Consider the following 24,677-nt stretch of genomic DNA (forward strand, 5'->3'; position numbering starts at 1 on the left):
GGCGTCACGGATGCACACTCCGATCGTCCCACTCCCGACTCACTCGGGGTCAGCACACATCATCTGGAGGTGGCTCAATGGCGGAGCGCACGCTACGTGGCGCACGGCTCGGCGGCCAGAGTTTCGAAGACGAGCGCGGGATCGAGTTCGCAGCCCGACAGCAGGTCGGCTACCGCTGCGAGCAGGGTCACGAGTTCGAGGTCACGATGTCGGTCGAGGCCGACATCCCGGCCATCTGGGAGTGCCCGCGCTGTGGGGCGAAGGCACTCAGCACGGCGGGCATCAAGCCCGAGGAGAAGGCTGAGAAGCCGGCTCGCACGCACTGGGACATGCTCCTGGAGCGACGCTCGGAGAAGGAGCTCGAGGACATCCTCAAGGAGCGTCTCGAGCTGCTCCGCGGCGGCGAGATCGGCCCGGCGCACCTGCACCGCGCCAATGCCAAGAAGCGCAAGGCGACTGCCTGATCGGCACTGTCCGACCAGGCCGCCTGACCGGCAGCCGACGACTCAGTCGTCGACCACTTCGCCCTGGACCACGGGCCCCTCGGGGCCCGGTCCGGGGCGTCGTGCATTTCCGGGTCCGCCTCCCGGTCCCGCCAGCCCGCCACCCAGGGGGCCCAGCAGCCGCCCGGCGACCACCTTGGTCAGCACGCCCCGTGCGATCGGTCGGGTGAGGGGCAGGATCAGCAGGACGCCGACGATGTCGCTGACGAAGCCCGGCGTGAGCATCAGGGTGCCGCCGATGAGGATGAGACCGGCGTCCGCGAGCTCGCGGGCGGGCATCCGTCCCGTCTGCAGCGCCTCCTGGAGGGCAGCCCAGGACCGCGAACCCTCCCGCCTGATCAGCCAGGTGCCCAGGACGCTGGCGCCGATGAGGAGCAGGATCGTCCACCACGGGCCGATCACCTGGCCGACCTGGATGAGCACGAAGATCTCGACCAACGGCACGACCACGAAGGCCACCAGGAGCAGCCAGCCGGGGATGCGCACGCGCCTCATCGGGCCCTCCGTCCCTGCCGCGCGTGGGCGAGCTGCGTACGACGCTCGCGCAGGCCCCAGCGGGTGATGCGACGCAGCGACTCCGAGGCGACCGGCCCGCTCATCTTGGAGTCGCCGCGGACCCGCTCGACGAACTCGATGGGCACCTCGACGACCCGCAGCCCGGCCCGCACGGCGCGGTAGGCGAGGTCGGTCTGGAAGACGTAGCCGGTGCTCTGCACGCTGGCCAGGTCGATCTTGTCGAGCGCCTCGCGCCGGAAGAGGCGGAAGCCCGCCGTCGCGTCCCGGACGTGGATCCCGAGGAGGAGCCGGACGTAGAGGTTGCCGCCGCGGGACAGCGCCTGACGCGAGAGCGGCCAGTTGACCACAGACCCGCCCGGGACGTAGCGCGACCCGATCACCAGGTCGGCGTCGTGGAGCGCGTCCAGCAGCCGGTGGAGCTGCTCGGGCTGGTGGGACCCGTCGGCGTCCATCTCCCCGATGACGTCGTAGCCCTCGTCGAGGGCCACCCGGAAGCCGTGCAGGTAGGCGGCGCCCAGGCCGGCCTTCTCGCTGCGGTGCAGCACCGTCACGGCGGGGTCCGCCGCCGCGAGCCGGTCGGCCACCGCGCCGGTGCCGTCGGGTGACCCGTCGTCGACCACCAGGAGGTCGACCGTGGGCTGCGCGGCGCGCAGCCGACCCACGATCCACTCGAGGTTGTCGACCTCGTTGTAGGTCGGGACGACCATCACGACGCGGCCCAGCCCGGGCGTGCTCCTCGGGGTGCTCATGCGGAGACCCGCGTCATGGTCCGTGACCTCCCGGTCGTCGTGTCGCTGTCGTGCTGTGTGGGACGACGATACGGAACCAGGATGAATGCGAGGCCAAGAACGGTGATCGCCACGCTGACGCGTCCGGGCCACGGCCCCATCCAGACGCCGGGGGTCAGCCCGTGCGCGAGGGGGACCTCGGCGACGAGGACGTCCTGGGTGCGGGGCGCGGCGCTCTCGACCACGGTGCCGTCGGGGGCGACGATCCCGGAGACCCCGTTGATCGCGGCGACGACGACGTACCGGCCCGTCTCGACGGCCCGGAGCCGGCTGATCTCGAACTGCTGGTCGATCTGGGCGGTGTTGATGAACATGGCGTTGCTGGTCTGCACGGTGACCAGCTCTCCCCCGTTGGCCAGCTGACCGTGGATGACGTCGTCGTAGGCGACGTCGAAGCAGATGGCGTCGGCCACCAGCGCGTCACCGACCCGCAGCGGCTCGAGGCTGGTGCCGCGGGCCATGTCGCGCGGGATGAGGGCGAGCTGGCCGTAGGTGTCGGGCAGGATCGAGCCGCGGAAGGGGATGTACTCGCCGTAGGGCACCGGGTGCCGCTTGGTGTAGCGGTCTCCCCCGCCGAGACGGGGGCGCCACACGATCCCCTGGTTGAGCACCTCGCCCTCGCGGGGTGAGTCCGCCATGCCGCCCACCAGGATGGGCACGCCGATGGCGTCCGAGGCCGCGACGATCCCGGCGTTGACCTCGGCGTCGGTGAAGGGGTCGACGGCGGTGGAGTTCTCCGGCCACACCACGAGGTCGGGGCGCGGGACGGTGCCCGCCTCGACGTCGTCGGCGAGCTGCTCGGTCAGGGCCACGTGGTTGGCGGTGATCTCGCGGTGCACGGCCGGCACGTCGGTGCCGTCGCCGGGGACGTCGCCCTGGACGGCCGCCACCGTGAGGTCCTCGCCCCGGCTGCTCACGCCGGGGACGGCGTCGTACGAGCCGGCGAGCGGGAGCAGGGTGAGCGCGGCGAGGCCGCCGACGGCCAGCAGCGCGGCCACCGGGCGTCGCAGGCGGCTGGTGACCAGCCAGGCCAGCGTCGTGCCGGAGAGCGCGATGAGCAGGCTCGTGCCCGTCATGCCGAGCCACGGGACGACCGGCTGCCAGAGGGTGTCGGCGGTGGCATAGGTCAGGCGACCCCACGGCAGCCCACCGAACGGCCAGGCGCCCCGCCAGGTCTCGACGGCGACCCACGCGAAGGCCGCCCACACCGGCCAGGCGCGCAGTCGCGTCACCAGCGCCAGCACCATGCCCAGGGGCGCGAGGTAGAGGGCCTGGAAGAACGTCAGCGCGAGCCATGCATCGGTGCCGACCGCGCGCATCCACCACAGCAGGGTGGCCATGAAGCCCAGGCCGAACAGCCAGCCCACCAACGCCCCTCGCCCGACCGTCAGCCCGCGGACCGAGAGCACGAGGACGGCCAGCGCCACCGGCATCAGCGCGGCGACACCGACGGGCTCGAAGGCCAGGGAGAGCACGACGCCGCCCAAGAAGGCGGCGAGGCAGCGGAGCATCACGGCCCCACGCTATCCGGCGCGACCACGCGCGGGGTGCTTGCAGGGGGACGGGGGGCACGCTGACCCTTCGGACCAACCCACGACCGACCGGCTGCCGGCAGTGGGAAGTTGTCTACGGAGCCAGCAGGCCCCCCGTATCCGCCCTCGTGGTGCGAGACCGACCTCCGTGGACAAGTTGGCTCAGATGCTGGCTTCACACCGGCCAACCGGCCACCCGGACGTCGGTCCGCTCGCCACGATCTGCACAGGCGGACCGTGGAACCCTGTCTCGCCGGGGCGGAGGTGTCAACACGGCCCTGACCTGCACGTTCGCGAGAAATCGCAGGTCAACGCGGGGACGGATACCGACAATCGGGCAACAAATTTCACGGCGTCGCGGCGTGTCGCGACATGACACGCCGGAGGTCAGGCTCGACGGGGCGGTACGACGACCGTGCCGGTCGCCGTGGTGGCCACCTCCGGGGGGTCCAGCGGCGTCGCCGCACCCGGTGCGTCGAGGGTCGCGGCACCGCGGGCGACGACGTGGACCGCGAAGTCCATCACCCGGCTGCGGGTGCCCTCCCGGACCAGCGTCGCCGTGATCTCGAGGACGTCCCCGGCCCGGACGGGGGCGACGAACTGCACGTCGGAGTACGACGCGAACAGGCCCTCGTCGCCGTCGAGCAGGATGCACAGCTCGGTCGCCACGTCGCCGAACAGCCCCAGCGAGTAGGCGCCGTCGACGAGGTTGCCGGCGTAGTGCGCGTGGCTGTAGGGGACGTAGCGGCGGTGGGTGACGACGGTGCCGACACGGGTCTCGGGGGTGGTCATGAGGCCTTCCGGGTGGTGAGGCGGTGGACGAGGTAGGACGCGACCTCGCCGGGCGTCGTACCCCGGCTGAAGACGCGGTCGACGCCGAGCTCGTCGGCCATCGTCTCGTCGAACCGCGGGCCGCCGACCACCAGGAGCGGACGCTTGGCGGCCGGGTAGGACTCGCGGAATGCGGCCGACATCTCGCGGGTGTTGAGCAGGTGGGCGTCGCGCTGGGTGACGACCTGGGAGACCAGGACCGCATCGGCCTTCTCGGTGATCGCGGCGTCGACGAGCTGGGGGACGCTCACCTGGGCGCCGAGGTTGACCACCTTGACCTCGCGGTAGTACTCCAGCCCCTTCTCCCCCGCGAACCCCTTGATGTTGAGGATCGCGTCGATGCCGACCGTGTGGGCATCGGTGCCGATGCACCCGCCCACCACGACCATCCGGCGGCGCAGCGAGCGCTTGATCGCCGCGTTGGCCTCCTTGGGCGTCAGCAGCGGGTAGTCGCGCTCGACCACCTCGACCTGGTCGGTGTCGACGAGGTGGTTGACCCGGCCGTAGACGACGAAGAACGTGAACCCGTCGCCCATCGGCTTGGCGTGCACGACCAGGGCCGGGTCCATGCCCATCTTGTTGGCCAGCTGGGCGGCCGCGCCCTCGGCGACCTTGGAGTGCTTGATCGGCAGGGTGAAGGACAGCTGCACCATGCCGTCGCCGGTGGTGTCGCCATAGGGGCGGACGATGCTCATGCGGGGTCGCCCTCCAGGATCTCGGTCGCGGGGTTGTAGTAGTCGGCGGCCTTGCGGGCGACGCCCTCGAGGCCCCGGCCCTTGTCGGCGGGACGCTTCATCAGGCCGAAGGTGCCGTCGGCGATCGCGTCGAGGAGGCCGTTGTCGTGGGCCTTGATGTCCTCGAGCAGGCCGATGGACTCCCCCAGCACCTCGCGGGCGCGCAGGTTGATGAACCCGCCGGGCGCCGGGTGGAAGTCCTCGTGCAGCTTGCCGGCGGAGTCCATGACGTAGCGGACGTTCTGCAGAGCCAGGTCACGGTCGGAGATCCACGGCGTCACCACCGCCTCGGTCATCATCCCGACGAGCAGGATGCCCTGGTCGGTGAGCGCGCCGACGAGGTTGAAGAAGCCGTCGAGGAGGTAGCCGCGGAAGACGTCGCCGGTCATGTGCCTCGTCGGCGGCATCCACTTGAGCGGCGCCTTGGGGAAGAGCTGGCGGGCCAGCAGCGCGTGGGCCAGCTCGAGGCGGAACGAGTCCGGGACGGCCGGGTCGATCTCGAAGGCGTGGCCCAGGCCGAGCTGCCAGTCCTCGAGACCGGCCTCCTTGGCGAAGTACTCGTTGAGGAGCTGGCTGGTCGTCACCGTGTGAGCAGCCTCGACCGCGTCGGCGGTGGTGAGGTAGTTGTCCTCGCCGGTGTTGATGATGATCCCCGCGCGGGCGTGGACCTGGCGGCTGAAGCGCTGGTCCACGAAGGTGCGGATCGGGTTGATGTCGCGGAAGAGGATCCCGTACATCGAGTCGTTGAGCATCATGTCGAGCCGCTCGAGACCGGCCAGGGCGGCGATCTCCGGCATGCACAGGCCGGACGCGTAGTTGGTCAGGCGCACGTAGCGGCCCAGCTCGCGGCTGGTCTCGTCGAGCGCGGCCCGCATCAGGCGGAAGTTCTCCTGGGTGGCGTAGGTGCCGGCGAAGCCCTCACGGGTGGCGCCCTCGGGCACGAAGTCGAGCAGGGACTGGCCGGTGCTGCGGATGACCGCGATGACGTCGGCGCCCTCACGGGCGGCCGCCTGCGCCTGCGGGATGTCCTCGTAGATGTCGCCGGTCGCGACGATGAGGTAGATCCACGGCTTGCGGGGCGCGTCGCCGACCTTGGCGATCATCCGCTCCCGCTCGACGCGGCGACGGTCGATCTGCGTGATGCCCTTGCCGACCGCCTTGCGTGCGGCGGTGCGGGCCCGGGTGAGGTCGCGCCCCTCCGGCAGGCGGAAGGTCACCGACCCGGCGCTGGCCTTCTGGGCGAGGGTCACGAGGTCCTCGGCCTCGCCGCGGAGCAGGGCGTCCCACACCGGCGCCGAGACGCCGTGCTCGAGCCCCACGTCGGCACGGACCACGTCGGAGAGCCGGTTGACCCAGGGGGTGCCCTCGGCGTCGGCCCCGCTGAGCCCGGCGAGGCGCAGGGTCGCGCGCTCCACGCTGACGGTCGTGTGCCGCTGGGCGGTCTTGACGATCGGGCGCCCGACCTGGCGCGCGAGGGTGCGCGCGCGTCGTACGTCTGCGGCGTCGAGGGTGAGCTTGCCCATCAGAGCCTCCGCTCGAAGAGCCCGCGCACGCCCTCGTGGGCTCGCAGCAGGTCCAGGGCGTACGCCGCGTGGCCGGGGACGTAGCCGTTGCCGACGATCATCCGGACGTCGGCGGCCAGCCCCTCGGCGCCCAGGGCGGCCGCGCTGAAGGAGGTGGCCATGGAGAAGAAGACGACGGTGCCGCCGTCGGCGGTCGCGAGGATCGCGCCCCCCTCGCAGCCGGGGACGTCCACGCAGACGACGGTGACGTCGGCCGGTCCCCCGGCGGCGGTGACGGCGTCGCGCAGGGCGATCGGGTCGCGGGCGTCGGCGACGGCGACGGCGTCCGCGAGCCCGGCACCGCGGAGCAGGTCGGCCTCGGCCTCGTGGGGGACGACGCCGATGGTGCGGGCGGCGCCGGCGTCACGGGCGGCCGCGAGGCTGAGCGAGCCGGACTTGCCCGCTCCCCCGACCACCGCGACGGTCGGTCCGCCCTCGCCGCCGGGACGCAGTCGCGACCACTCCTCGACCACACGGCGGGTGAGTGCCGGGGCGCCGCAGACGTCCATGACGCTCAGGCTGAGCTCGGGGGTGAGGTCGTCGGGCAGGACGGCCGCGATGGAGCGGCCGAAGAGGATGGCGTAGCCGTCGCACGGGACCTGCTCGGTGGTGCCGCTCCAGGCGGCGAGCCCGTCCTCGATCACCAGCGGGGTCAGGGTGAGGCTGACCAGGGTGGCGACCCGGTCGCCCACCGCGAGGCCGAGGGGTGACTCGGGGCCGACCTCCTCGACGGTGCCGACCAGCATGCCGCCGGAGCCGGTCTCGGGGTTCTGCATCTTGCCGCGGGTCGCGACGATGTCGAGGACCGCGCGGCGTACGCCGTCGCCGTCGTCGTGCGTGCGCTCGAGCTGCCGGAACGACGCGGCGTCGAGGTTGAGCCGCTCGATGCGGATCCGCACCTCGTCGGGCCACAGGTCCCGACGCGTGTCCAGGCGCTGCGCCGCCTGCGGGAGCACCGTCTGCTCGTCGAGGACCCGGTGGAGCCCCGTGGGGTCACTGGTGGTGATGGTCGGCGAGGTCGACATGACCGCTGTTTCCTTCGCTGCTTGGAGCATATGACGGGATATCTTGCGGCGCGCCATTGGACGCACCGGAGGATCTCCGCCTACTCTGACAGAGGAGCCGCACGTCACACAACCGACGCGCCGCTGCCGTCCGCCCGCACCCGCCCGCACCAGGAGCACCTCCCATGAGCATCGAGACCGCGATCGGCCTGACCACCGGTCAGCCGTACCCGTACGAGCGCGTCGAGCTCGTCGAGCCGGACTGGACCCGCTTCCCGGGCTGGGCGTCGGTCACGGCCGACGACTGGGCCTCCGTCCAGTGGCAGCGCGCCCACTGCATCAAGAACCTCAAGCAGCTGCGCGAGCTCATGGGTGACCTGCTCGACGAGCGCTTCTACGCCGACCTCGAGCGCGACCAGGCCGAGCGGGCCACGATGTCGATGCTCGTGCCGCCGCAGATGATGAACACGATGGTGCCGACCTTCTCCCCCGGTGGCGCCGGCTCCATGACCGAGGCGTTCTACGCCGACCCGGTCCGCCACTACATGATCCCGGTCTTCAGCGACCGTCGCACCGACTGGTCCTCGCACCCGCACGCGACCCGCGACTCGCTGCACGAGCACGACATGTGGGTGGCCGAGGGGCTGACCCACCGCTACCCCACCAAGGTGCTGGCCGAGCTCCTGCCCACCTGCCCGCAGTACTGCGGCCACTGCACCCGCATGGACCTCGTGGGCAACTCCACCCCGGTGATCGAGAAGCTCAAGTTCACCGCCAAGCCGGTGGACCGCCTCGACTCCATGTTCGAGTACCTGCGCCGCACGCCCCAGGTCCGCGACGTGGTCGTCTCCGGCGGCGACGTGGCCAACATGCCCTGGCCCCGCCTCGAGGACTTCCTCACCCGGCTGCTCGAGATCGACAACATCCGCGACATCCGCCTCGCCACCAAGGCGCTGATCGGCCTGCCGCAGCACTGGCTGCAGCCCGACGTCGTCGAGGGCGTACGCCGCGTCGCCACGCTGGCCAACGCTCGCGGGGTCTCCCTGGCCATGCACACGCACGCCAACCACGCGAACTCCATCACGCCGATCGTGGCCGAGGCGGCGGGCGCGATGCTCGACGCCGGCCTGCGCGACGTACGCAACCAGGGCGTGCTCCTCAACGGCGTCAACGCCGACCCGCACGCCCTGCTCGACCTGTGCTTCCGCCTCCTCGACGGCGCCCGGATCATGCCCTACTACTTCTACATGTGCGACATGATCCCGTTCTCGGAGCACTGGCGGGTCTCGGTCGCGGACGCCCAGAAGCTGCAGCACCACATCATGGGCTACCTGCCGGGCTTCGCGACGCCGCGCATCGTGTGCGACGTCCCGTTCGTCGGCAAGCGCTGGGTGCACCAGCTCGCCGACTACGACACCGAGCGCGGCATCTCCTACTGGACCAAGAACTACCGCACCTCGATCGAGGCCACCTCCGACGACGCGCTCTCGCGCACCTACGAGTACTACGACCCGATCCACACCCTCCCCGAGGCCGGCCAGCAGTGGTGGGCCGAGCACGGCAACCTCGACGAGTCCGCCCTCAAGGCGGCCGAGGTCGCCGAGGCCTCCCGGCGTACGGCGGCGCTCCAGGCCTGGTGAGGGCTGGGGGTTTGCCCTGCGTTGGAGTCCCGGCTGTGACGGAGTCCCCGCTCAGGTGGGGTCCCCGCTGTGACGGAGTCCCCGCTCAGGTGGGGACTCCGTCACCGTTGGGGGGGGTGCAACGGTCACAGAGTGTCGGACTCGCCGACACAGTTCGGCAGTCCCAGGTTGTCCACAGAATGTCGATCGCGAGTTTCCTGATGCGGTCGACGTGGGCATCCCATCGGGCATGAGTGGTGACTTCCCGGTCGGCATCGACGACATCGACTTGCGACGACAGCTCGTGGCGGAGGGTTGGACCGACCGCGACATCGCGTACGCCGTCCGGTCCGGCGAGATGTGCAAGGTGCGGTACGGCGCCTACGTGCGGGCGGCGCTGATGGCCCAGATGGACGCGGTCGGGCACGCTCGTGTCCGCTCACGCGCCGTGCTCCGGACGGCGCACGCGACCTCGGTGCTCACCAACCACAACGCGTTGTCGGAGTACGAGGTGCCACTGTGGGGCGTGGACCTGTCTGAGACACACCTGACCCGCACCGACGGGAAGAGCGGGCGTCGTGAGGCCGGAGTCGTGCATCACCGGGCCAGGCTCGACGCGGACGACTGGCGCATGGTCAACGGCATTCCGGTGATGAATCCTCCGCGGGCGGCGCTCGAGGTCGTCCTGACGCATCCCCCTGAAGTCGGTCTGGTCGCGGTCTCCGGGGTGCTCTCGCGGGGACTGGCTTCCCGGGAACAGCTGTTGGCAGCCAATGAGGCCGCCGAGCGTTGGCCGAACAGCCTCAACGCCCGTCTGGTCCTGGCACGCGCTGACGCTGGACTCACGAGCGTCGCAGAGGCCCGCACCTGGCATCTGTTCCACGAGCAGCGCATCCCTCGGCCGGAGCCGCAGGTGGCCGTCCCGGACGAGCAGGGCGAGATCGTCGGCATCGTCGGCATCGTCGACTTCCTGTGGCGCGAGCTCGGTGTCTTCCTCGAGTTCGACGGCAGGATCAGGTACACGAAGTACCGCCGGCCGGGCGAGACCCTCGAGGACTACCTCATGCGGGAGAAGAAGCGCGAGGAGAAGATCTGCCTGTTGACGGGGTGGACCTGCGTCAGGATCACCTGGCCCGACCTCGAGAACCCGCTCCGCACCGCACGTCGCATCCAGGCTCTCCTGGAGAGCCGCAGTCGAAAGGGCGCCTGACCCGCCACTGTGTCGGCGATTCCATCACCGTGTGACGGTTGCAACAGTCACACGGTGACAGAGTCCCCGGCTGAGCGGGGACTCTGCCGCGCCCGACACGCCCTCAGCCCAGCGGGCGGTTCTCGTACGCCGTGGAGAGCACGATGGTCGTGCGGGTGGAGACGTTGGCGGCGGAGCGGATGCGGGCGAGCAGGTCCTCGAGGGCGCGTGGGGTGGCGACCCGGATCTTGAGGATGTAGGACTCCTCCCCCGCGACCGACCAGCAGGACTCGATCTCGGTGATGCCGACCAGCCGCTCGGGGTAGTCGTCGGGCTGGGCGGGGTCGATCGGCGTGGCCGAGATGAAGGCGGTCAGCGGCCGGCCGAGCTGCTCGTGGTCCACCAGCGCGGCGTACCCGGTGATGAGTCCCTTGCTCTCCAGCCGCTTGACGCGCTGGTGCACCGCCGAGGTCGACAGGCCGGTGGCCTTGCCGAGGTCGGTGAAGGACATCCGGCCGTCCTCGGCCAGGAGCGCGAGGATCTTGCGGTCGGTGGACTCCACCTCTGAGGTCGTCACGCCGACAGGCTAGCGATGGATCGTGCAAGGATCGGGGAGTGACCGCACAGCGACTCATGCTCCTCGACACGGCGTCCCTCTACTTCCGGGCCTTCTTCGGCGTCCCCGACTCCGTGCAGGCCCCCGACGGCACCCCCGTCAACGCGGTCCGCGGGCTGTTGGACTTCATCTCCCGCCTCGTCGACGAGTACCAGCCGACCCATCTCGTGTGCTGCTGGGACAACGACTGGCGGCCCCAGTGGCGCGTCGACCTGATCCCGTCGTACAAGGCGCACCGCGTCGTCGCCGTGCGCCCCGGCGACACCCCCGACATCGAGGAGGTCCCGGATCCGCTCCAGGTCCAGGTGCCGGTCATCCTCGAGGTGCTCGAGGCCTTCGGCATCGCCGTCGTGGGCGCCGACCACTACGAGGCCGACGACGTCATCGGCGCGCTGGCCACCGGCGCGGGCATGCCCGTCGACATCGTCACCGGCGACCGCGACCTCTTCCAGCTCGTCGACGACGCCGCCGAGGTGCGGGTGCTCTACACCGCCCGCGGCGTCGGCAAGCACGAGAAGGTCACCGAGCACACGGTGGTGGAGAAGTACGCCGTGCTCCCCCAGCAGTACGCCGACTTCGCGACGCTGCGCGGTGACAACTCCGACGGCCTCCCCGGCGTGGCCGGCGTGGGCGACAAGACCGCCGCCTCGCTGCTCCTGTCGTACGGCGACCTGGCCGGGGTCCGTGCCGCGGCCGCCGACCCGGACTCCGCGCTCGGCCCCGGTCCGCGTTCCAAGATCATCGCGGCGGCCGACTACCTCGACGTGGCGCCGACCGTCGTCGCCGTCGCCCGCGACATCGACCTGGGCGAGCGGGACCACGCCCTCCCGGCCGAGCCGGCCGACGCCGAGGCGCTGGCCGCCCTCGCGGAGCGGTGGGGACTGGCCAGCCCCGTCGAGCGCCTCACCGGCGTCCTCGCCGCCCGCTGACGGGGCACCGGGCGACACGCACGGACGCAGGCACGCGTCCTACTCGGTCAGCGCCGAGTAGGCCACCACCCCACGCTTGAGCAGCCCCACGGTCTCCCGCGCGGTCGCCCGCAGCGGTGTCCCGCCCGCGGCGTCGGCGACCTGTCCGGCGAGGTCGAGCAGCTGCTTCATCCACCGCACGAAGTCCCCGGCTGCGAGGTCGGTGCCGTCGAGCACCTCGTCGAGGTCGTCGCCCTCGGCCCAGCGGTGGGCCGCCCACGCGAACCCGAGGTCGGGCTCGCGCAGGAAGTCGAGCTTGTGGTCGCGCTCCAGGGCGTCGAGCTGCCCCCACACGCGGACCATCTCGCCCAGCACCCGCTGGATCCGTGCCCCGGGCACCCGGGGGGCGGACGCGTCGTCGGGGCGCCGGGCCTCGAAGACGAGCGCGGAGAGCACGGCCGCGAGCTCGGAGGGCGTGAGGTCGTCCCACAGGCCCTCGCGCAGCGACTCGGCGGCCACCAGGTCCATGTCGGTGTAGATCCGCCGCAGGTGGCTGCCCCGCTCGGTGACCTTGTCGCCGTCGAGGTAGTCCAGCGCGGTCAGCACGTTGCACACCCGGTCGAAGGTGCGCGCGACCGTGTTGGTGCGCTGCTCGACCCGCCGCTTGAGGGTCTCGGCGTCACGCGAGAGCTTGAACCACCGCTCCGCCCACCGGGCGTGCTCCTCGCGCTCGGGGCACTGGTGGCAGGGGTGCTTCTTGAGCCGTTCGCGCAGCTCGGCGATCTCCCGGTCGACCGGCGAGTCGGCGAAGGAGTCGCGGCTCTCGCGCCGGCGGGGCGGGGGCGTGAAGTCGTGGGTCTTGGAGCGCAGCGCCGAGGCGAGGTCGCGCCGCATCGCCGGGTTGCGTCCGTTGAACGACTTGGGCACCCGCATCCGGGTGATCGCCTCGACCGGCGTCGGGAAGTCCATCGGCGCCAGCCGCCGCGCCTGCCGGTCCTGGGTGAGGACGTAGGGCCGCGGCTCGTGCCCGGACAGGCCGGGGTCGATGACGACGGCGAAGCCGGAGAACTTGCCCGACGGCACCATGATCACGTCGCCCGGGCGCAGCTTGGACAGCGACTCCATCGCCTCGTGGCGACGGTCCTGGCGGCGCTCGCGCACGGCGCCCTTCTCGACGTCGCTGATCCGGCGACGCAGCGCGGCGTACTCCATGAAGTCGCCCTGGTGGCAGGTGGCCGCCTCGGCGTACCCGTCGAGCGCCTCCTCGGCCTTGTGCAGCTGCCGGGCGAGCCCGACGACGGCCTGGTCGGCCTGGAACTGCGCGAAGGACTGCTCGAGCAGCTCGCGGGAGCGCGCGCGACCGAACTGGTGGACGAGGTTGACCGCCATGTTGTACGACGGGCGGAACGACGACCGGAGCGGGTAGGTGCGGGTGGACGCGAGACCGGCCACCTCGCGGGGGTTCATCCCGGGCTGCCACAGCACGACGCCGTGGCCCTCCACGTCGAGCCCGCGACGACCGGCACGACCGGTCAGCTGGGTGTACTCCCCCGGCGTGATGTCGGCGTGGGTCTCGCCGTTCCACTTCGACAGCTTCTCGATGACCACCGTGCGGGCGGGCATGTTGATCCCCAGCGCCAGCGTCTCGGTCGCGAAGACCACCTTGCAGAGGCCCCGGACGTAGAGGTCCTCCACGATCTGCTTGAAGGTCGGCAGCATGCCCGCGTGGTGGGCCGCCACGCCACGGGTCAGCCCGTCGAGGAACTCGTGGTAGCCCAGCACGTGCAGGTCGTCGTCGGGCAGGTGCCGGCACTTCTCTTCGACGTACGCGTAGATCTCGTCGCGCTCCTCCGGGCTGGTGAGCCGCACGTTGGCCGACAGGCACTGGGTGACCGCGGCGTCGCACCCGACCCGGCTGAAGATGAAGACGATGGCGGGCAGCAGCCCCTCGCGGTCCAGCCGCTCGATGACGTCGACGCGGCTGGGGATCCACACCCGGCGGCCGTTGCCGACCTGGCGAGGGTTCTTCGAGGACCCGGGCTTGCCCTTGCGCGGCGAGCGCCGGTCGCGCATCAGGCGGGAGCTGGCCCAGTCGTCACGGGCGAGGCGCACCAGCTCGTCGTTGACGGGCGCCCCCTCGCGCACGAAGCCGGCGCTGGCGTCGACGTCGGACGAGGCGAACAGGTCGAGCAGGCGCCGGCCGACCATCACGTGCTGGAAGAGCGGCACGGGGCGGCGCTCCTCGAGGATGGTCGCGGTGTCACCGCGGACGGTGGACAGCCACTCGCCGAACTCCTCGGCGTTGGAGACGGTGGCCGAGAGCGAGATCAGCGACACCGACTCCGGCAGGTGGATGATCACCTCCTCCCAGACCGCGCCCCGCATCCGGTCGGCGAGGTAGTGCACCTCGTCCATCACGACGTAGCCGAGGCCGAGCAGGGTGCGCGACCCGGCGTACAGCATGTTGCGCAGCACCTCGGTCGTCATCACGACGATGGGCGCCTCGCCGTTGACGACGTTGTCGCCGGTCAGCAGGCCGACGTTGGCGGCGCCGTGACGGGCGACGAGGTCGTTGTACTTCTGGTTGGACAGCGCCTTGATGGGCGTCGTGTAGAAGCACTTGCGACCGGTCGCGAGCGCGAGGTGGACCGCGAACTCGCCGACGATCGTCTTGCCCGACCCGGTGGGCGCCGCGACGAGCACACCGCGGCCGTCCTCGATCTCCTTGCAGGCGCGCACCTGGAAGTCGTCGAGCGGGAAGTCGTAGTGGCCCGCGAAGTCCCGGAAGGCGGGATAGGCCTTGTCCCGGGAGTACGCCGCGTAGCGCTCGGCGGGCGTCGGGTCGCCGCTCATGCGAGCGCCACCAGGGCACCGGGCACGGCCTCGACGGTCAGCGGCAGCTCGCCGAAGCGCTCGCCGTCGGCGTAGGCCACGATCCCGGGCGCGGCGACGGTCACCCGGCGCACGCGATGGTGCTCGTACTCGGCGACCGTGGTGTGGGTGCCGGAGAAGAGCTTGGGATAGGTGCGGACCAGCTTGGCTCGAGACATCTCCTTGATGATGACCACGTCGAGCAAACCGTCGTCCAGCAGGGCCCCCTCGGTGATGCGCAGGCCACCCCCGAAGGAGGGCCCGTTGCCGACCGCGACGAGCATCGCGTCGACCCGTCGCGTGGCCCCGTCGAGGTCAAGCGTGTAGGGCAGCGGGTGGAAGGTGCGCAGCTCGGCCACGGTGGCCAGGTTGTAGCGCATCTGGCCCTTGGGCCACCGCATCGCGTTGGCGCGCTCGTTGACGATCGCGTCGAAGCCGGCCGCCATCACCGTCACGAAGTAGCGCGAGCCGCTGCGGGCCAGGTCGAGGGTGCGGGTACGCCGCGCGACGACGCGGTCCGCGGCCGCCACGGGGTCCTTGCGGGGCAGGTCGAGGTAGCGGGCGACGTCATTGCCGGTGCCGGCCGGGATGATCCCGAGCGGGACGCCCGTCCCGGCGACCGCCTGGACGCCCAGGTGCACGAGGCCGTCGCCACCGCACAGCACCAGGGCCTCGACGCCGTCGGCCACGCTGGCCCGGGCGAGGTCGGCAGCCTCGTCAGCGTCGCGACCCTCGAGGTTGCGCACCACCAGGCCGCTGTCGCGCAGCCGCTGCAGCGCAGCGTCGCGGTAGCGGGCGCCCCTGCCGCCACCGGCCGTCGGGTTGGTGAGGAGGGCGATCTCGTGGAGGCCCGCCCCGGCGACTGGTCCAGCACCCGCGTCCATGGGCCGACCCTAGCGCCGGGAAGGCCCGCTCACGGGCAGTGCCTCACCGGGACCCGCGTGACTTGTCCTGGCCGATCCGCAGCAGCGCCGCGTAGTGGTCGGGCGAGGCACCCACGGCCTTCGCCAGCCGGCCCAGGGCGTCGAGGACGAGCCCGGCGTCGAAGCGGGTGCCGGGGACCGCGAGCGTCATCCGCCCGTCGTACTGCCCGAGCAACACCTGGCCGTGGCGCCAGGCCTGGTGGGCGCGCAGCCGGGAGGCGTCGTCGGTGACCGGCACGGGGTAGGCGTCGTCGACCCCGAGCAGGTCGCACACCAGGTCGTCGTGGCCACCGCTCGTGAGCCGTCCCGCCACCAGGTGCCCGTCGCGCAGCCCGCCGTCGGCGTGCCAGACCACCTGGGCGGTGCCCAGCCAGTCGGGCAGGTCGAACGGGTCGATGTCGACCAGCGGCTGCACGTGCATGCGCCCAGCCTGTCAGACCTCAGATGGGCGAGAGCTCATCGGGGCTGAGGCCGGCGTTGGCGCTGCGGGCCGCCTTGCGCCGGTCGTGGGCCCGGGCGATGACCTCGGAGATGAGGAACAGGATCACCATCGGGACGGCCATGAAGGTCATGGTGAACGGGTCCGCCGACGGGGTCGCGACCGCGGCGAAGATGAAGATGCCGACGATGATCCACGGCCGGTGCGCGCCCAGGCTCTTGCCCGACACGACGCCCGCGAGGTTGAGCATCACCACGAAGACCGGGATCTCGAAGGCGATCCCGAAGACCAGCAGGGTGCGGGTGAAGAACTGGAGGTACTCGTTGAAGTCCACGAGGTTGGTGACGCCCTCGGGGTTGAGGCCGATGAGCACCTCGAGGCCCTTGGGCAGGGTGAGGTAGCCGAGCAGCACGCCGGCGAGGAACAACGGCCCGGCGACCATCACGAAGATGCGCGACCACTTGCGCTCGTGGGCGTGCAGGCCCGGCAGGATGAAGGCCCAGATCTGGTAGAGCCAGTAGGGCGCCGTCACCACGAGCGCCGCGAAGCCGCTGAGCTTGAGGTAGAGCATGAGACCACCGGCGGCGCCGCTGGTGGTGGCGAAGGTCGTGCCCTCGGCCAGCTGCTCCGCGGCGTCCTGGTACGGCCCGTAGACGAGCTCGTAGAGGAAGTCGAAGAAGTACAGGGCGACGCCGAGCGCGACGATCGTCACGAGGGCGACGCGCAGCACGCGCGCGCGCAGCTCGCGCAGGTGGTCCGAGAGGGCCATGCGGCCGTCGGGACCGACGGGATGGGCCGGGCGCGCGGAGAAGAGGCGCAGCGGGGCGAGGAGCTTCACGAAAGGTCGTCGGGTGCGGCCGTCAGCCGGTGTGCTTGTCGGAGCGGGGCTCGGGCGGCAGGTCGTTGGTGCCGGTGCGCGTCACGTCCGGGCGGGTCGTGTCGGTGTGGGTGGGCGGCGGCAGCTCGGTCGCGGCCTTGGGCGGCGTGGTGTCGTCGTCATCGTCGTCGCGCAGGCCCTTGGTCTCGGTCTTGAAGATGCGCAGTGCCTGGCCGGTGCCACGCGCGAGCTCGGGAAGCTTGGCCGCGCCGAAGACGAGGACCACGATGGCGAGGATGATCAGCCACTCCGCGCCCTGGGGCATGCCGATCAGGGTGTGGATCATGAGACTCTCCAATGTCGGGGATCGTGCGGGGTCATTTCATCGTACGCCGGGTTCGGTGTAGAGCCTGACCGCCGCCTGGGCACCGGCCCGGAACGAGTCGGCGAACTCCTGGGGTGCGACGACGGCGGCGTGCGGCGCCACGCGGAAGAGGAGCTGGCGCAGCCACGCCTCGCTGGCCACCTCGAGGTCGACGTCGAGGCTGCCGCGCGGCCCGGGCCGCGTGTCGGTCACCGGGTAGTACTCGGTCACCCAGTGGGCCGGCGGGGCGAGTCGGACGGTCACCGTGGTGGCCGCCTCCTCCCCCGCGAACCATCCGGAGCCGAGGTCGCGGGCGTCACCGGCCTGCTCGGAGACCGGCGTGTCGAGCTCGGTGGCCCGCAGGATCCGGTCGAGCCGGAACACCCGGTCACCGCCGGCGGTGTGGCACCACGCGTCGAGGTAGGTCGCGTCCCCGACGCGGGTGACCGCGCGGGGCTCGACGACGCGCGTGGAGTGCTCGTCGCGGCTGGCCACGTGGTACTCCAGCTCCAGCTGGTGGCCCCGGTCGATGGCGCCCTGGAGGACCGGGACGAGCTCGCTGCCCGGCTCGGGCGTCGCCTCCACGTGGACCCGCTCGGCCGCCGCGGTCTGCCCGGCCGCCTCGAACTTGGCCAGCGTGCGGCGTACGACGTCCTGCGTCTCGGGTGCGGCGCTCTGGGCCAGGGCTTGGAGGGCCACCACCAGGGCCGCCGCCTCGGACGGCGCGAAGCTGACCGGGCGGGCGAGGTAGTCGGCGTTGGCGACCCGGATGATGCGATCGCCCTCGAGCGCGTCGAGGTCGACGTTGATGAGGTCGTCGGGGTAGCCACCGGGCAGGCCGCACATGAAGAGGACCCGCAGGTCCTTGTCCAGCTGGTCGGGGTCGACCCCCAGGGCCGCGGCGGCGTCGGCGAGCCGCACCTCGCCGCGGGAGTGGAGGTAGGGCACGAGGGCGAGGAGCCGGGCGACCTGCTCGCGGGCGGCGTGCACGACGGGCTTGGCCGGGCTCATCGGGATCCCTCCTGCTCGAGGATGCCGCGGAGCCGCGCCAGCACGTCGGCGCGCAGCTCGTCGGGGGCCTCGACGACGACGGAGGGCCCGTAGGTCAGCACCTCGGCGGCCAGGTCGGAGCCGGGACCGGTGAGGACGACCCGGTCCCAGCCGCTCTCCCGGTCCGGTCCGGGGACGTCCTCCTCGACACTGGTCGCGCGGCGACGGAGCCCGACGCCGGCCCGCTGGCGCACCAGCACCGTGGCCTCGACGTCGGGCGTGCGGCGCGCCAGGTTGGCGGCGATGGCGGCGACGTCGGTGCCGGGCGGGACGTCGTACGCCCCGGCCTTGCCGATGCCGCTGACCTTGCCCTGCACGCGGGAGAGCCGGAAGACGCGCTCGGCGTCGCGGTCGACGTCGTGCCCCACGACGTACCACCGGCCGGAGCTGCGGACGACGCCCCAGGGCTGCAGGCGGCGCTTGCGGGGCTGCTCCCCCGGCCTCCTGTAGTCGAACGTGACCACCCGGCGCTTCTGGGTGGCGTCCCAGAAGGCGTCGAAGGCCGGCTCCTCGGCGCGCAGGCTCGGCGGGACCAGGTCCAGCCGGGCCGCGTCGACCTCGACGCCCTGGGCGGTGAGCTTGCGCATCGCCTCGGTCGTACGACGCGCGAGGGTGGCCTGCTCCCACGCGCGGGCCGCGATCCCGAGCACCGCGGCCTCGTCGGCCTCGAAGCGGATCTCCGGCAGCGCCGAGGTGTCGGTGGAGATGCGGTAGCCGGGCTCGTCGTCGAAGAAGGCGTCCAGCGAGCCGACCTCGATCACGACCCCGAGCTCGCGCAGGTCGTCCTTGTCGCGCTCGAAGGCCTTCTCGAACGCCTCGTCGCCCTTGGCGTTGTCGGGGTACTCCGCGTAATGGGCGCGCCGGATGTCCTGCTTGGACACGAACCGGGTCTGGGCGAGCAGCATGATGTAGAGGTTGAGCAGCCGCTCCGCCTTGTCGCTCGCCACCGGGTCAGTCTGCCGCTCGGATCAGGCCGCGCCGAGGATGTCGACGACGAAGAAGAGCGTGTCGGTGCCCTTGATGCCGGCCTGCTCGTTGCCGGCCTCGCCGTAGCCGAGCTCCGGCGGGATCGACAGGATCACGCGGGAGCCGACGGTCTGGCCGACCAGCGCCTGGTCCCAGCCCGCGACGACCGCGCCCGTGCCGATCGGGAACGACGTGGGCTCCTTGGAGTAGGACTCGTCGAAGGGCTTCTTGGCGTCGTAGACCTGGCCGAGGTAGTCCACGGCGATGGTCTGGCCCTTCTCGACGACCGGGCCCTCACCCTTGATGAGGGTCGTGTCGAGGAGGTTCTTGCTGGGCTTGTTGGCGTCGGTGAAGTCGAGCCCGGTGATGGTGTCGCCCTCCTCGACGAGCGTGGGCGCCCACTTGGCGGGCTCGCGCTCCTCACCGCTCGGCTCGGTGGCCACCTTGCCGAGCAGGTCGACGATGATCACGAGGCCGTCCTGGTTGCCGATGCCGAGCTGCGGGTTGCCGGCCTCGCCGTAGGTGTCCTCGGCGCTGGCGGCGACCGCGACGCGCGACCCGACGGTGTGGCCCTCGATGGCCTCCTGGAACGGGGCGCCGAGGTCGGCGTAGGTGAGCAGCTCGGGGGACTTGGCGTCGTAGGTGCTGAACGCCTTCTCCTCGGTGAAGCCGTTGCCCATCCAGATGTGCGCGAAGGCGTTGTCGCCCGCGGCCAGCTCCTCGCCGTCGCCCTCGATGAGGACCTCCGACTCGATCTCCACGGGGGCGACCTGCTCGTCGAAGGTGACCTTCGGCTCCTTGCCCGCGTCGCCCTCCACGGTGATCGCGTCGAGGCCGGCGCCGCTCGAGGCTGCGTCGTCCTCACCGCAGGCGGCCAGGCCGACCGAGGAGAGGAGGAGGACGCCGCTCACGGCGGCGAGGCGGGTACGACGGGCGGTGGAGCGGGGGCGAGACACGTGCGGGTCACCCTTTCGAATGGCTGAGCGATGGCTGCGGTGGTCGAGCGGTGGTCGAGCTGGTCGATGGTCCGTCTGGACGGCGCGGTCACCCTATCCGGCGACGCTGAGACGGTCCTGAGGCAGGGCCGGGACCCCTGTGACTCGCACGGGCGACCGGTCCGGGCGGGTCACATGCCGTCGATGAGGCGCTGCACGCGCTCGTCGTACGCCTTGAACGGGTCCTTGCACAGGACCGTGCGCTGAGCCTGGTCGTTGAGCTTGAGGTGCACCCAGTCGACGGTGAAGTCGCGTCGGCGCTCCTGGGCCTTGCGGATGAACTCGCCCCGCAGCCGGGCGCGGGTGTCCTGCGGGGGGACGCTCTTGGCCTCGAAGATCTTGAGGTCGCTGGTCACCCGGGCGACGGCCCCGCGCTTCTCGAGCAGGTAGTAGAGCCCGCGTCCGCGGTGGATGTCGTGGTAGGCGAGGTCGAGCTGGGCGACGCGTGCGTGACCCAGCGGCAGGCCGTGCTTGGCGCGGTAGCGGTCGATGAGCTTCCACTTGATGACCCAGTCGATCTCGCGGTCGACGAGGCCCAGGTCGTCGGACTCGATGGCCTTGAGGCCGCGCTCCCACAGGTCGAGGGCCTGCTCGATGAGCGGCGTGCTGATCTGGCGGCGGTCGACGAAGTCGCGGGCCTTGCCGAGGTACTCGGCCTGGATCTCCAGGGCGCTGGCCTCGCGCCCGTTGGCGAGGCGGACCTTGCGGCGGCCGGTGACGTCGTGGGAGATCTCGCGGATCGCACGGATGGGGTTCTCCATCGTGAGGTCGCGCATCACCACGCCCTCCTCGATCATCCGCAGCACGAGGTCGCACGAGGCGACCTTGAGCATCGTCGTCGTCTCGCTCATGTTGGAGTCGCCGACGATGACGTGCAGCCGGCGGTACTTCTCCGCGTCGGCGTGCGGCTCGTCGCGCGTGTTGATGATGGGACGGCTGCGCGTGGTGGCGCTGGAGACGCCCTCCCAGATGTGCTCGGCACGCTGCGAGACGCTGTACGACGCCCCGCGCGGGGTCTGGGTGACCTTGCCGGCCCCGACGATGATCTGCCGGGTCACGAGGAACGGGATCAGGACGTCCGCGAGCTTGCTGAACTCACCGGCGCGGCCGACGAGGTAGTTCTCGTGGCAGCCGTAGGAGTTGCCGGCGGAGTCGGTGTTGTTCTTGAAGAGATAGATGTCGCCGGCGATGCCCTCGTCGTGCAGGCGCTGCTCGGCGTCGAGGAGCAGGCCCTCGAGGATCCGCTCGCCGGCCTTGTCGTGGGTGACCAGCTCGGCGATGTCGTCGCACTCGGGGGTGGCGTACTCCGGGTGGCTGCCCACGTCGAGGTAGAGACGGGCACCGTTGCGCAGGAAGACGTTGGACGACCGGCCCCAGCTGACGACCTTGCGGAAGAGGTAGCGCGCCACCTCGTCGGGACTCAGCCGGCGCTGGCCCTTGAACGTGCACGTGACGCCGTACTCGTTCTCGATGCCGAAGATGCGCCGGTCCATGCCCACACCCTAGGCGGCGGGACCACGCCTGCGGGGCGTCCTGACGGATGACACGCAGAAAGCCCCCGCCGGGAGCGTCGTCAGGGCAGCGGGTCGCCCGGGTCCGCCGGCGGGGTGCCGGGCGCGGGGGGTTGCGACGGGTCGGGTGCGGGCGGCTGCGGAGCGGGCGGCCGCGGCTCGCCGGGATGCGCCGGGTCGGTCGGCTCCGGCCTCGGCGTCGGCGGCGGGGCCACGGGCGGGGCGGTCGGCGGAGCCACCGGTGGGGCGACGGGGGGCTGCGTGGGCTCGCCCGTCACCGGGTGCTCGAGAGGAGGCGTGCCCCCGCTGACCTGGTCGGTCGGGTCGGCCGGGTCGTCGACCGCCGGCGCGGTGGGCGGCGTAGCGCCCGCGGTGTCGTCGGCCTGCGGGGCGTCGCCCTGCTCGGCCCCCCGCTCCCCCAGCAGCTCGACGAGACGCGACTCGCGCAGCCGGACGAACTTGCGGGGCTGGGGCCGGGTGCGCTCGAGGATCGCGACCTCGAGGTCGCGGGTCGGGATCACCCGGTCGTCGCTCTCGCTGTGCCCGAGCGCGGCCACCGCGAGGCGGACCGCGCCCTGGAGGGACGCACCCTCCACGTAGTGCTCCTTGAGGTGGCCGGCCACCACGTCGGCGGCACCACCCATCACGGCGAACCCGTGCTCGTCGGCCACCTGGCCGTCGTACGTCAGGCGGTAGACCTGGTCGTCGGCGGGCCGCTCGCCCACCTCGGCGACGAAGATCTCGACCTCGTAGGGCTTCTCGCCGCCCGAGGAGAAGATGCTGCCGAGCGTCTGCGCGTAGGCGTTGGCCAGCCCGCGGCCGGTGACGTCGCGACGGTCGTAGGCGTAGCCGCGCATGTCGGCGAGCCGCACGCCGGCGATGCGCAGGTTCTCGAACTCGTTGTAGCGACCGACCGCGGCGAACGCGATCCGGTCGTAGATCTCGGAGACCTTGTGCAGCGCCTGGGACGGGTTCTCCGAGACGAACAGGATGCCGTCGGCGTACTGGATCACGACGACCGAGCGGCCGCGCGCGATGCCCTTGCGCGCGAAGTCCGCCCGGTCCTTCATGAGCTGTTCCGGGGAGACGTAGAAGGGGGTGCTCATCTGGGCTCCTCAGCTCAGGTCAGGGCCGCGGCAGGGCCGTCGGGCCGCTGCATGCGGGCGGCGATGATCCGGTCGGCGATGGCCGCCACCTCGTCGTCGGGGACACGGCGCCCGCCGTCGGCGGTGATCACGTGGACGACAGGGAAGATCCGGCGGGCCAGGTCGGGGCCGCCGGTCGCGGAGTCGTCGTCCGCGGCGTCGTACAGCGCCTGGATGGCGGCGGTGACGCATCCCTCGGCGTCGAGGTCCTCGCGGTAGATCTTCTTGAGCGCACCGCGGGCGAAGAGGGACCCGGAGCCGACCGAGTGGAACGCGGTCTCCTCGTAGCGACCGCCGGTGACGTCGTAGCTGAAGATCCGCCCCTGGTCGGTGGTGAGGTCGTAGCCCGCGAAGAGCGGGACGACGGCGAGGCCCTGCATCGCGAGGCCGAGGTTGGCCCTGATCAGCGTCGCGAGGCGGTTGGACTTGCCGTCCATGGAGAGCGTGGTGCCCTCGATCTTCTCGTAGTGCTCGAGCTCGGTCTGGAAGAGCCGCACCATCTCCACCGCGAGGCCGGCGGTGCCGGCGATGCCGACGACGGAGTACTCGTCGGCGGGGAAGACCTTCTCGATGTCGCGCTGGGCGATGATGTTGCCCATCGTGGCGCGGCGGTCTCCGGCCATGACGACGCCCCCGGGGAAGGTGGCGGCGACGATGGTCGTGCCGTGCGGCGCCAGCTCGCCGGCGTTGCCCGCGGGCACGGCGCGACGGCCCGGCAGGAGGTCGGGCTGGTGGTCACCCAGGAAGTCGGCGAAGCTCGACGTCCCGGGCGACATGAAGGACGCGGGCAGGCGGTCGCTCACTGTCCGCCCTTCTGGATGAACGACTTCACGAAGTCCTCGGCGTTGGTCTCGAGGACGTCGTCGATCTCGTCGAGGATGGCGTCGACGTCGTCGTCGATCACCTCCTTGCGCTCGGCGACGTCGGTCTCGACGACCTCCTCGGTCGTCGTCTCCTCCTGGGAGGACTTCCTCGGTTGCTTCTGCTCCTGGGCCATGTCTCCGACCCTATCCACAAAACGAAGCCGCGCACGGGCACGTCCTAGGCTCGGCGTCGTGGACACCGTCGATCCCGCACTCCGGACAGATCTCGCCCCCACCGGCGCACTGCGCGCCTCCATCAACCTCGGCAACCCGGTGCTCGCCTCGGGCACCCCCGACGACCCGTCGGGCATCACCGTCGCGCTGGCCCGTGAGGTCGCTGCCCGGCTCGGCGTCACCGCCGAGCTCCAGTGCTACGGCGCGGCCCGGGACTCGGTGGCCGCGGTGGCGGAGGGACGCGCCGACATCGGCTTCCTCGCGATTGACCCGGGACGTCCGCTGCAGTTCACGTCGCCCTACGTCCTGATCGAGGGCGTGTACGTCGTCGCGGCCGGCTCGCCGCTGGCCGGGACGACCGCGGTCGACGCGGACGGCGTGCGGATCGGCGTCAAGGAGGGGTCGGCGTACGACCTGCACCTGTCCCGCGCCCTCGAGCAGTCCTCGCTGGAGCGCGGGGCGGAGGGCATCGACACCTTCGTCGACCGGGGCCTCGACGTGGGTGCCGGCATCCGCCAGCCGATGACCGCCTGGGTCGCGGCGCACCCGGGCCACCGCATCCTCGAGCCGGCCTTCATGCAGATCCGACAGGCCGTCGCGGTCCCGCAGGACCGCTCGGACACCGCGGTCACGTGGCTGCGCTCCCTCGTCGACGAGCTGGTCGCCGGCGGCTGGGTGGCCGCCGCCCTCACCGACGCCGGCCAGGACCCGGCCCTCGCCGCTGGGTGACCGGCGGCGGTCCGCCCGCGGTGGTGTG

General features: G+C 71.6%; 25 protein-coding genes. 5 read left to right on the forward strand and 20 right to left on the reverse strand.

Annotated elements, in window-relative coordinates; all coding sequences use genetic code 11:
* Window positions 1–77 precede the first annotated feature (77 nt).
* Window positions 78–464 (forward strand): RNA polymerase-binding protein RbpA, encoded by a 387-nt coding sequence (locus tag DAE25_RS07460; protein ID WP_056889132.1) that lies wholly within the window; start codon window positions 78–80, stop codon window positions 462–464.
* A 42-nt stretch (window positions 465–506) separates the two neighbouring features.
* Here DAE25_RS07460 and DAE25_RS07465 read toward each other — a convergent pair whose 3' ends face one another.
* The 7 genes from DAE25_RS07465 to kdd all read right to left on the reverse strand — a co-directional run bounded on the left by DAE25_RS07465 (window position 507) and on the right by kdd (window position 7,491).
* Window positions 507–998 (reverse strand): FxsA family protein, encoded by a 492-nt coding sequence (locus tag DAE25_RS07465; protein ID WP_056889131.1) that lies wholly within the window; start codon window positions 996–998, stop codon window positions 507–509.
* On the reverse strand, window positions 995–1,768 hold the full coding sequence (locus DAE25_RS07470) for a polyprenol monophosphomannose synthase (RefSeq protein ID WP_107765596.1): 774 nt from the start codon (window positions 1,766–1,768) through the stop codon (window positions 995–997). The genes DAE25_RS07465 and DAE25_RS07470 overlap by 4 nt, the downstream gene beginning before the upstream one ends.
* A complete protein-coding gene (lnt, locus tag DAE25_RS07475; protein ID WP_234410944.1) occupies window positions 1,765–3,318 on the reverse strand; it encodes an apolipoprotein N-acyltransferase in 1,554 nt (517 codons plus the stop codon). Before lnt ends, DAE25_RS07470 begins: the two co-directional genes overlap by 4 nt.
* Before the next feature lie 408 nt (window positions 3,319–3,726).
* Window positions 3,727–4,131, reverse strand: coding sequence for a 3-aminobutyryl-CoA ammonia lyase (gene kal / locus DAE25_RS07480; protein WP_107765598.1), 405 nt, complete (start codon window positions 4,129–4,131; stop codon window positions 3,727–3,729).
* Window positions 4,128–4,865, reverse strand: coding sequence for a lysine 5,6-aminomutase subunit beta (gene kamE / locus DAE25_RS07485; RefSeq protein ID WP_056889128.1), 738 nt, complete (start codon window positions 4,863–4,865; stop codon window positions 4,128–4,130). Before kamE ends, kal begins: the two co-directional genes overlap by 4 nt.
* Window positions 4,862–6,427, reverse strand: a complete 1,566-nt coding sequence (gene kamD / locus DAE25_RS07490) for a lysine 5,6-aminomutase subunit alpha (protein ID WP_107765599.1) — start codon at window positions 6,425–6,427, stop codon at window positions 4,862–4,864. Before kamD ends, kamE begins: the two co-directional genes overlap by 4 nt.
* Window positions 6,427–7,491, reverse strand: coding sequence for an L-erythro-3,5-diaminohexanoate dehydrogenase (gene kdd / locus DAE25_RS07495; RefSeq protein WP_107765600.1), 1,065 nt, complete (start codon window positions 7,489–7,491; stop codon window positions 6,427–6,429). Before kdd ends, kamD begins: the two co-directional genes overlap by 1 nt.
* Window positions 7,492–7,655: 164 nt before the next feature.
* On the opposite strand from kdd, the gene DAE25_RS07500 reads away from it, so the two are divergent.
* Together DAE25_RS07500 and DAE25_RS07505 are read left to right on the forward strand one after the other, a co-directional pair.
* A complete protein-coding gene (locus tag DAE25_RS07500; RefSeq protein ID WP_056889125.1) occupies window positions 7,656–9,110 on the forward strand; it encodes a KamA family radical SAM protein in 1,455 nt (484 codons plus the stop codon).
* Window positions 9,111–9,339: 229 nt separating this feature from the next.
* A complete protein-coding gene (locus DAE25_RS07505) occupies window positions 9,340–10,299 on the forward strand; it encodes a hypothetical protein (protein ID WP_107765601.1) in 960 nt (319 codons plus the stop codon).
* Between the two features lie 103 nt (window positions 10,300–10,402).
* Here DAE25_RS07505 and DAE25_RS07510 read toward each other — a convergent pair whose 3' ends face one another.
* Window positions 10,403–10,855, reverse strand: a complete 453-nt coding sequence (locus DAE25_RS07510) for an Lrp/AsnC family transcriptional regulator (RefSeq protein WP_267895246.1) — start codon at window positions 10,853–10,855, stop codon at window positions 10,403–10,405.
* 56 nt (window positions 10,856–10,911) lie between these two features.
* Between DAE25_RS07510 and DAE25_RS07515 the strand changes: the two genes are divergently transcribed.
* On the forward strand, window positions 10,912–11,823 hold the full coding sequence (locus tag DAE25_RS07515; protein ID WP_107765902.1) for a 5'-3' exonuclease: 912 nt from the start codon (window positions 10,912–10,914) through the stop codon (window positions 11,821–11,823).
* A 39-nt stretch (window positions 11,824–11,862) separates the two neighbouring features.
* Here DAE25_RS07515 and DAE25_RS07520 read toward each other — a convergent pair whose 3' ends face one another.
* From DAE25_RS07520 to DAE25_RS07575, 12 genes are all read right to left on the reverse strand, one after another.
* Window positions 11,863–14,655 carry a DEAD/DEAH box helicase gene (locus DAE25_RS07520; RefSeq protein WP_107765603.1) on the reverse strand — a complete coding sequence of 931 codons (2,793 nt, stop codon included), beginning with the start codon at window positions 14,653–14,655 and terminating at the stop codon, window positions 11,863–11,865.
* Window positions 14,652–15,557 (reverse strand): diacylglycerol kinase, encoded by a 906-nt coding sequence (locus DAE25_RS07525; protein WP_107765604.1) that lies wholly within the window; start codon window positions 15,555–15,557, stop codon window positions 14,652–14,654. Before DAE25_RS07525 ends, DAE25_RS07520 begins: the two co-directional genes overlap by 4 nt.
* A gap of 43 nt (window positions 15,558–15,600) precedes the next feature.
* On the reverse strand, window positions 15,601–16,017 hold the full coding sequence (locus DAE25_RS07530; protein ID WP_107765605.1) for a hypothetical protein: 417 nt from the start codon (window positions 16,015–16,017) through the stop codon (window positions 15,601–15,603).
* Between the two features lie 19 nt (window positions 16,018–16,036).
* Complete coding sequence (gene tatC, locus DAE25_RS07535; RefSeq protein WP_234410912.1) at window positions 16,037–16,873, reverse strand: twin-arginine translocase subunit TatC; 837 nt, start codon at window positions 16,871–16,873, stop codon at window positions 16,037–16,039.
* 22 nt (window positions 16,874–16,895) lie between these two features.
* Window positions 16,896–17,198, reverse strand: a complete 303-nt coding sequence (gene tatA / locus DAE25_RS07540) for a twin-arginine translocase TatA/TatE family subunit (protein ID WP_107765606.1) — start codon at window positions 17,196–17,198, stop codon at window positions 16,896–16,898.
* Between the two features lie 36 nt (window positions 17,199–17,234).
* Window positions 17,235–18,227 (reverse strand): helix-turn-helix transcriptional regulator, encoded by a 993-nt coding sequence (locus DAE25_RS24105; protein ID WP_107765607.1) that lies wholly within the window; start codon window positions 18,225–18,227, stop codon window positions 17,235–17,237.
* Entirely contained in the window at window positions 18,224–19,213 is a 990-nt protein-coding gene (locus DAE25_RS07550; RefSeq protein WP_107765608.1) for a helix-turn-helix transcriptional regulator, read from the reverse strand. Before DAE25_RS07550 ends, DAE25_RS24105 begins: the two co-directional genes overlap by 4 nt.
* A 21-nt stretch (window positions 19,214–19,234) precedes the next feature.
* A complete protein-coding gene (locus DAE25_RS07555; protein ID WP_107765609.1) occupies window positions 19,235–20,188 on the reverse strand; it encodes an FKBP-type peptidyl-prolyl cis-trans isomerase in 954 nt (317 codons plus the stop codon).
* Between the two features lie 170 nt (window positions 20,189–20,358).
* Window positions 20,359–21,720, reverse strand: coding sequence for a Pup--protein ligase (pafA, locus tag DAE25_RS07560; RefSeq protein ID WP_107765904.1), 1,362 nt, complete (start codon window positions 21,718–21,720; stop codon window positions 20,359–20,361).
* 80 nt (window positions 21,721–21,800) lie between these two features.
* Window positions 21,801–22,844 carry a proteasome subunit alpha gene (gene prcA, locus DAE25_RS07565; RefSeq protein ID WP_107765610.1) on the reverse strand — a complete coding sequence of 348 codons (1,044 nt, stop codon included), beginning with the start codon at window positions 22,842–22,844 and terminating at the stop codon, window positions 21,801–21,803.
* Window positions 22,845–22,858: 14 nt separating this feature from the next.
* Window positions 22,859–23,659, reverse strand: coding sequence for a proteasome subunit beta (gene prcB / locus DAE25_RS07570; protein ID WP_107765905.1), 801 nt, complete (start codon window positions 23,657–23,659; stop codon window positions 22,859–22,861).
* A gap of 23 nt (window positions 23,660–23,682) precedes the next feature.
* On the reverse strand, window positions 23,683–23,880 hold the full coding sequence (locus tag DAE25_RS07575; protein WP_056889116.1) for a ubiquitin-like protein Pup: 198 nt from the start codon (window positions 23,878–23,880) through the stop codon (window positions 23,683–23,685).
* Window positions 23,881–23,938: 58 nt separating this feature from the next.
* Between DAE25_RS07575 and DAE25_RS07580 the strand changes: the two genes are divergently transcribed.
* Window positions 23,939–24,649 carry a transporter substrate-binding domain-containing protein gene (locus DAE25_RS07580; RefSeq protein ID WP_234410913.1) on the forward strand — a complete coding sequence of 237 codons (711 nt, stop codon included), beginning with the start codon at window positions 23,939–23,941 and terminating at the stop codon, window positions 24,647–24,649.
* Window positions 24,650–24,677 lie beyond the last annotated feature (28 nt).

Source organism: Nocardioides terrigena, from assembly GCF_003047265.1.
Taxonomy (GTDB): Bacteria; Actinomycetota; Actinomycetes; order Propionibacteriales; family Nocardioidaceae; genus Nocardioides; species Nocardioides terrigena.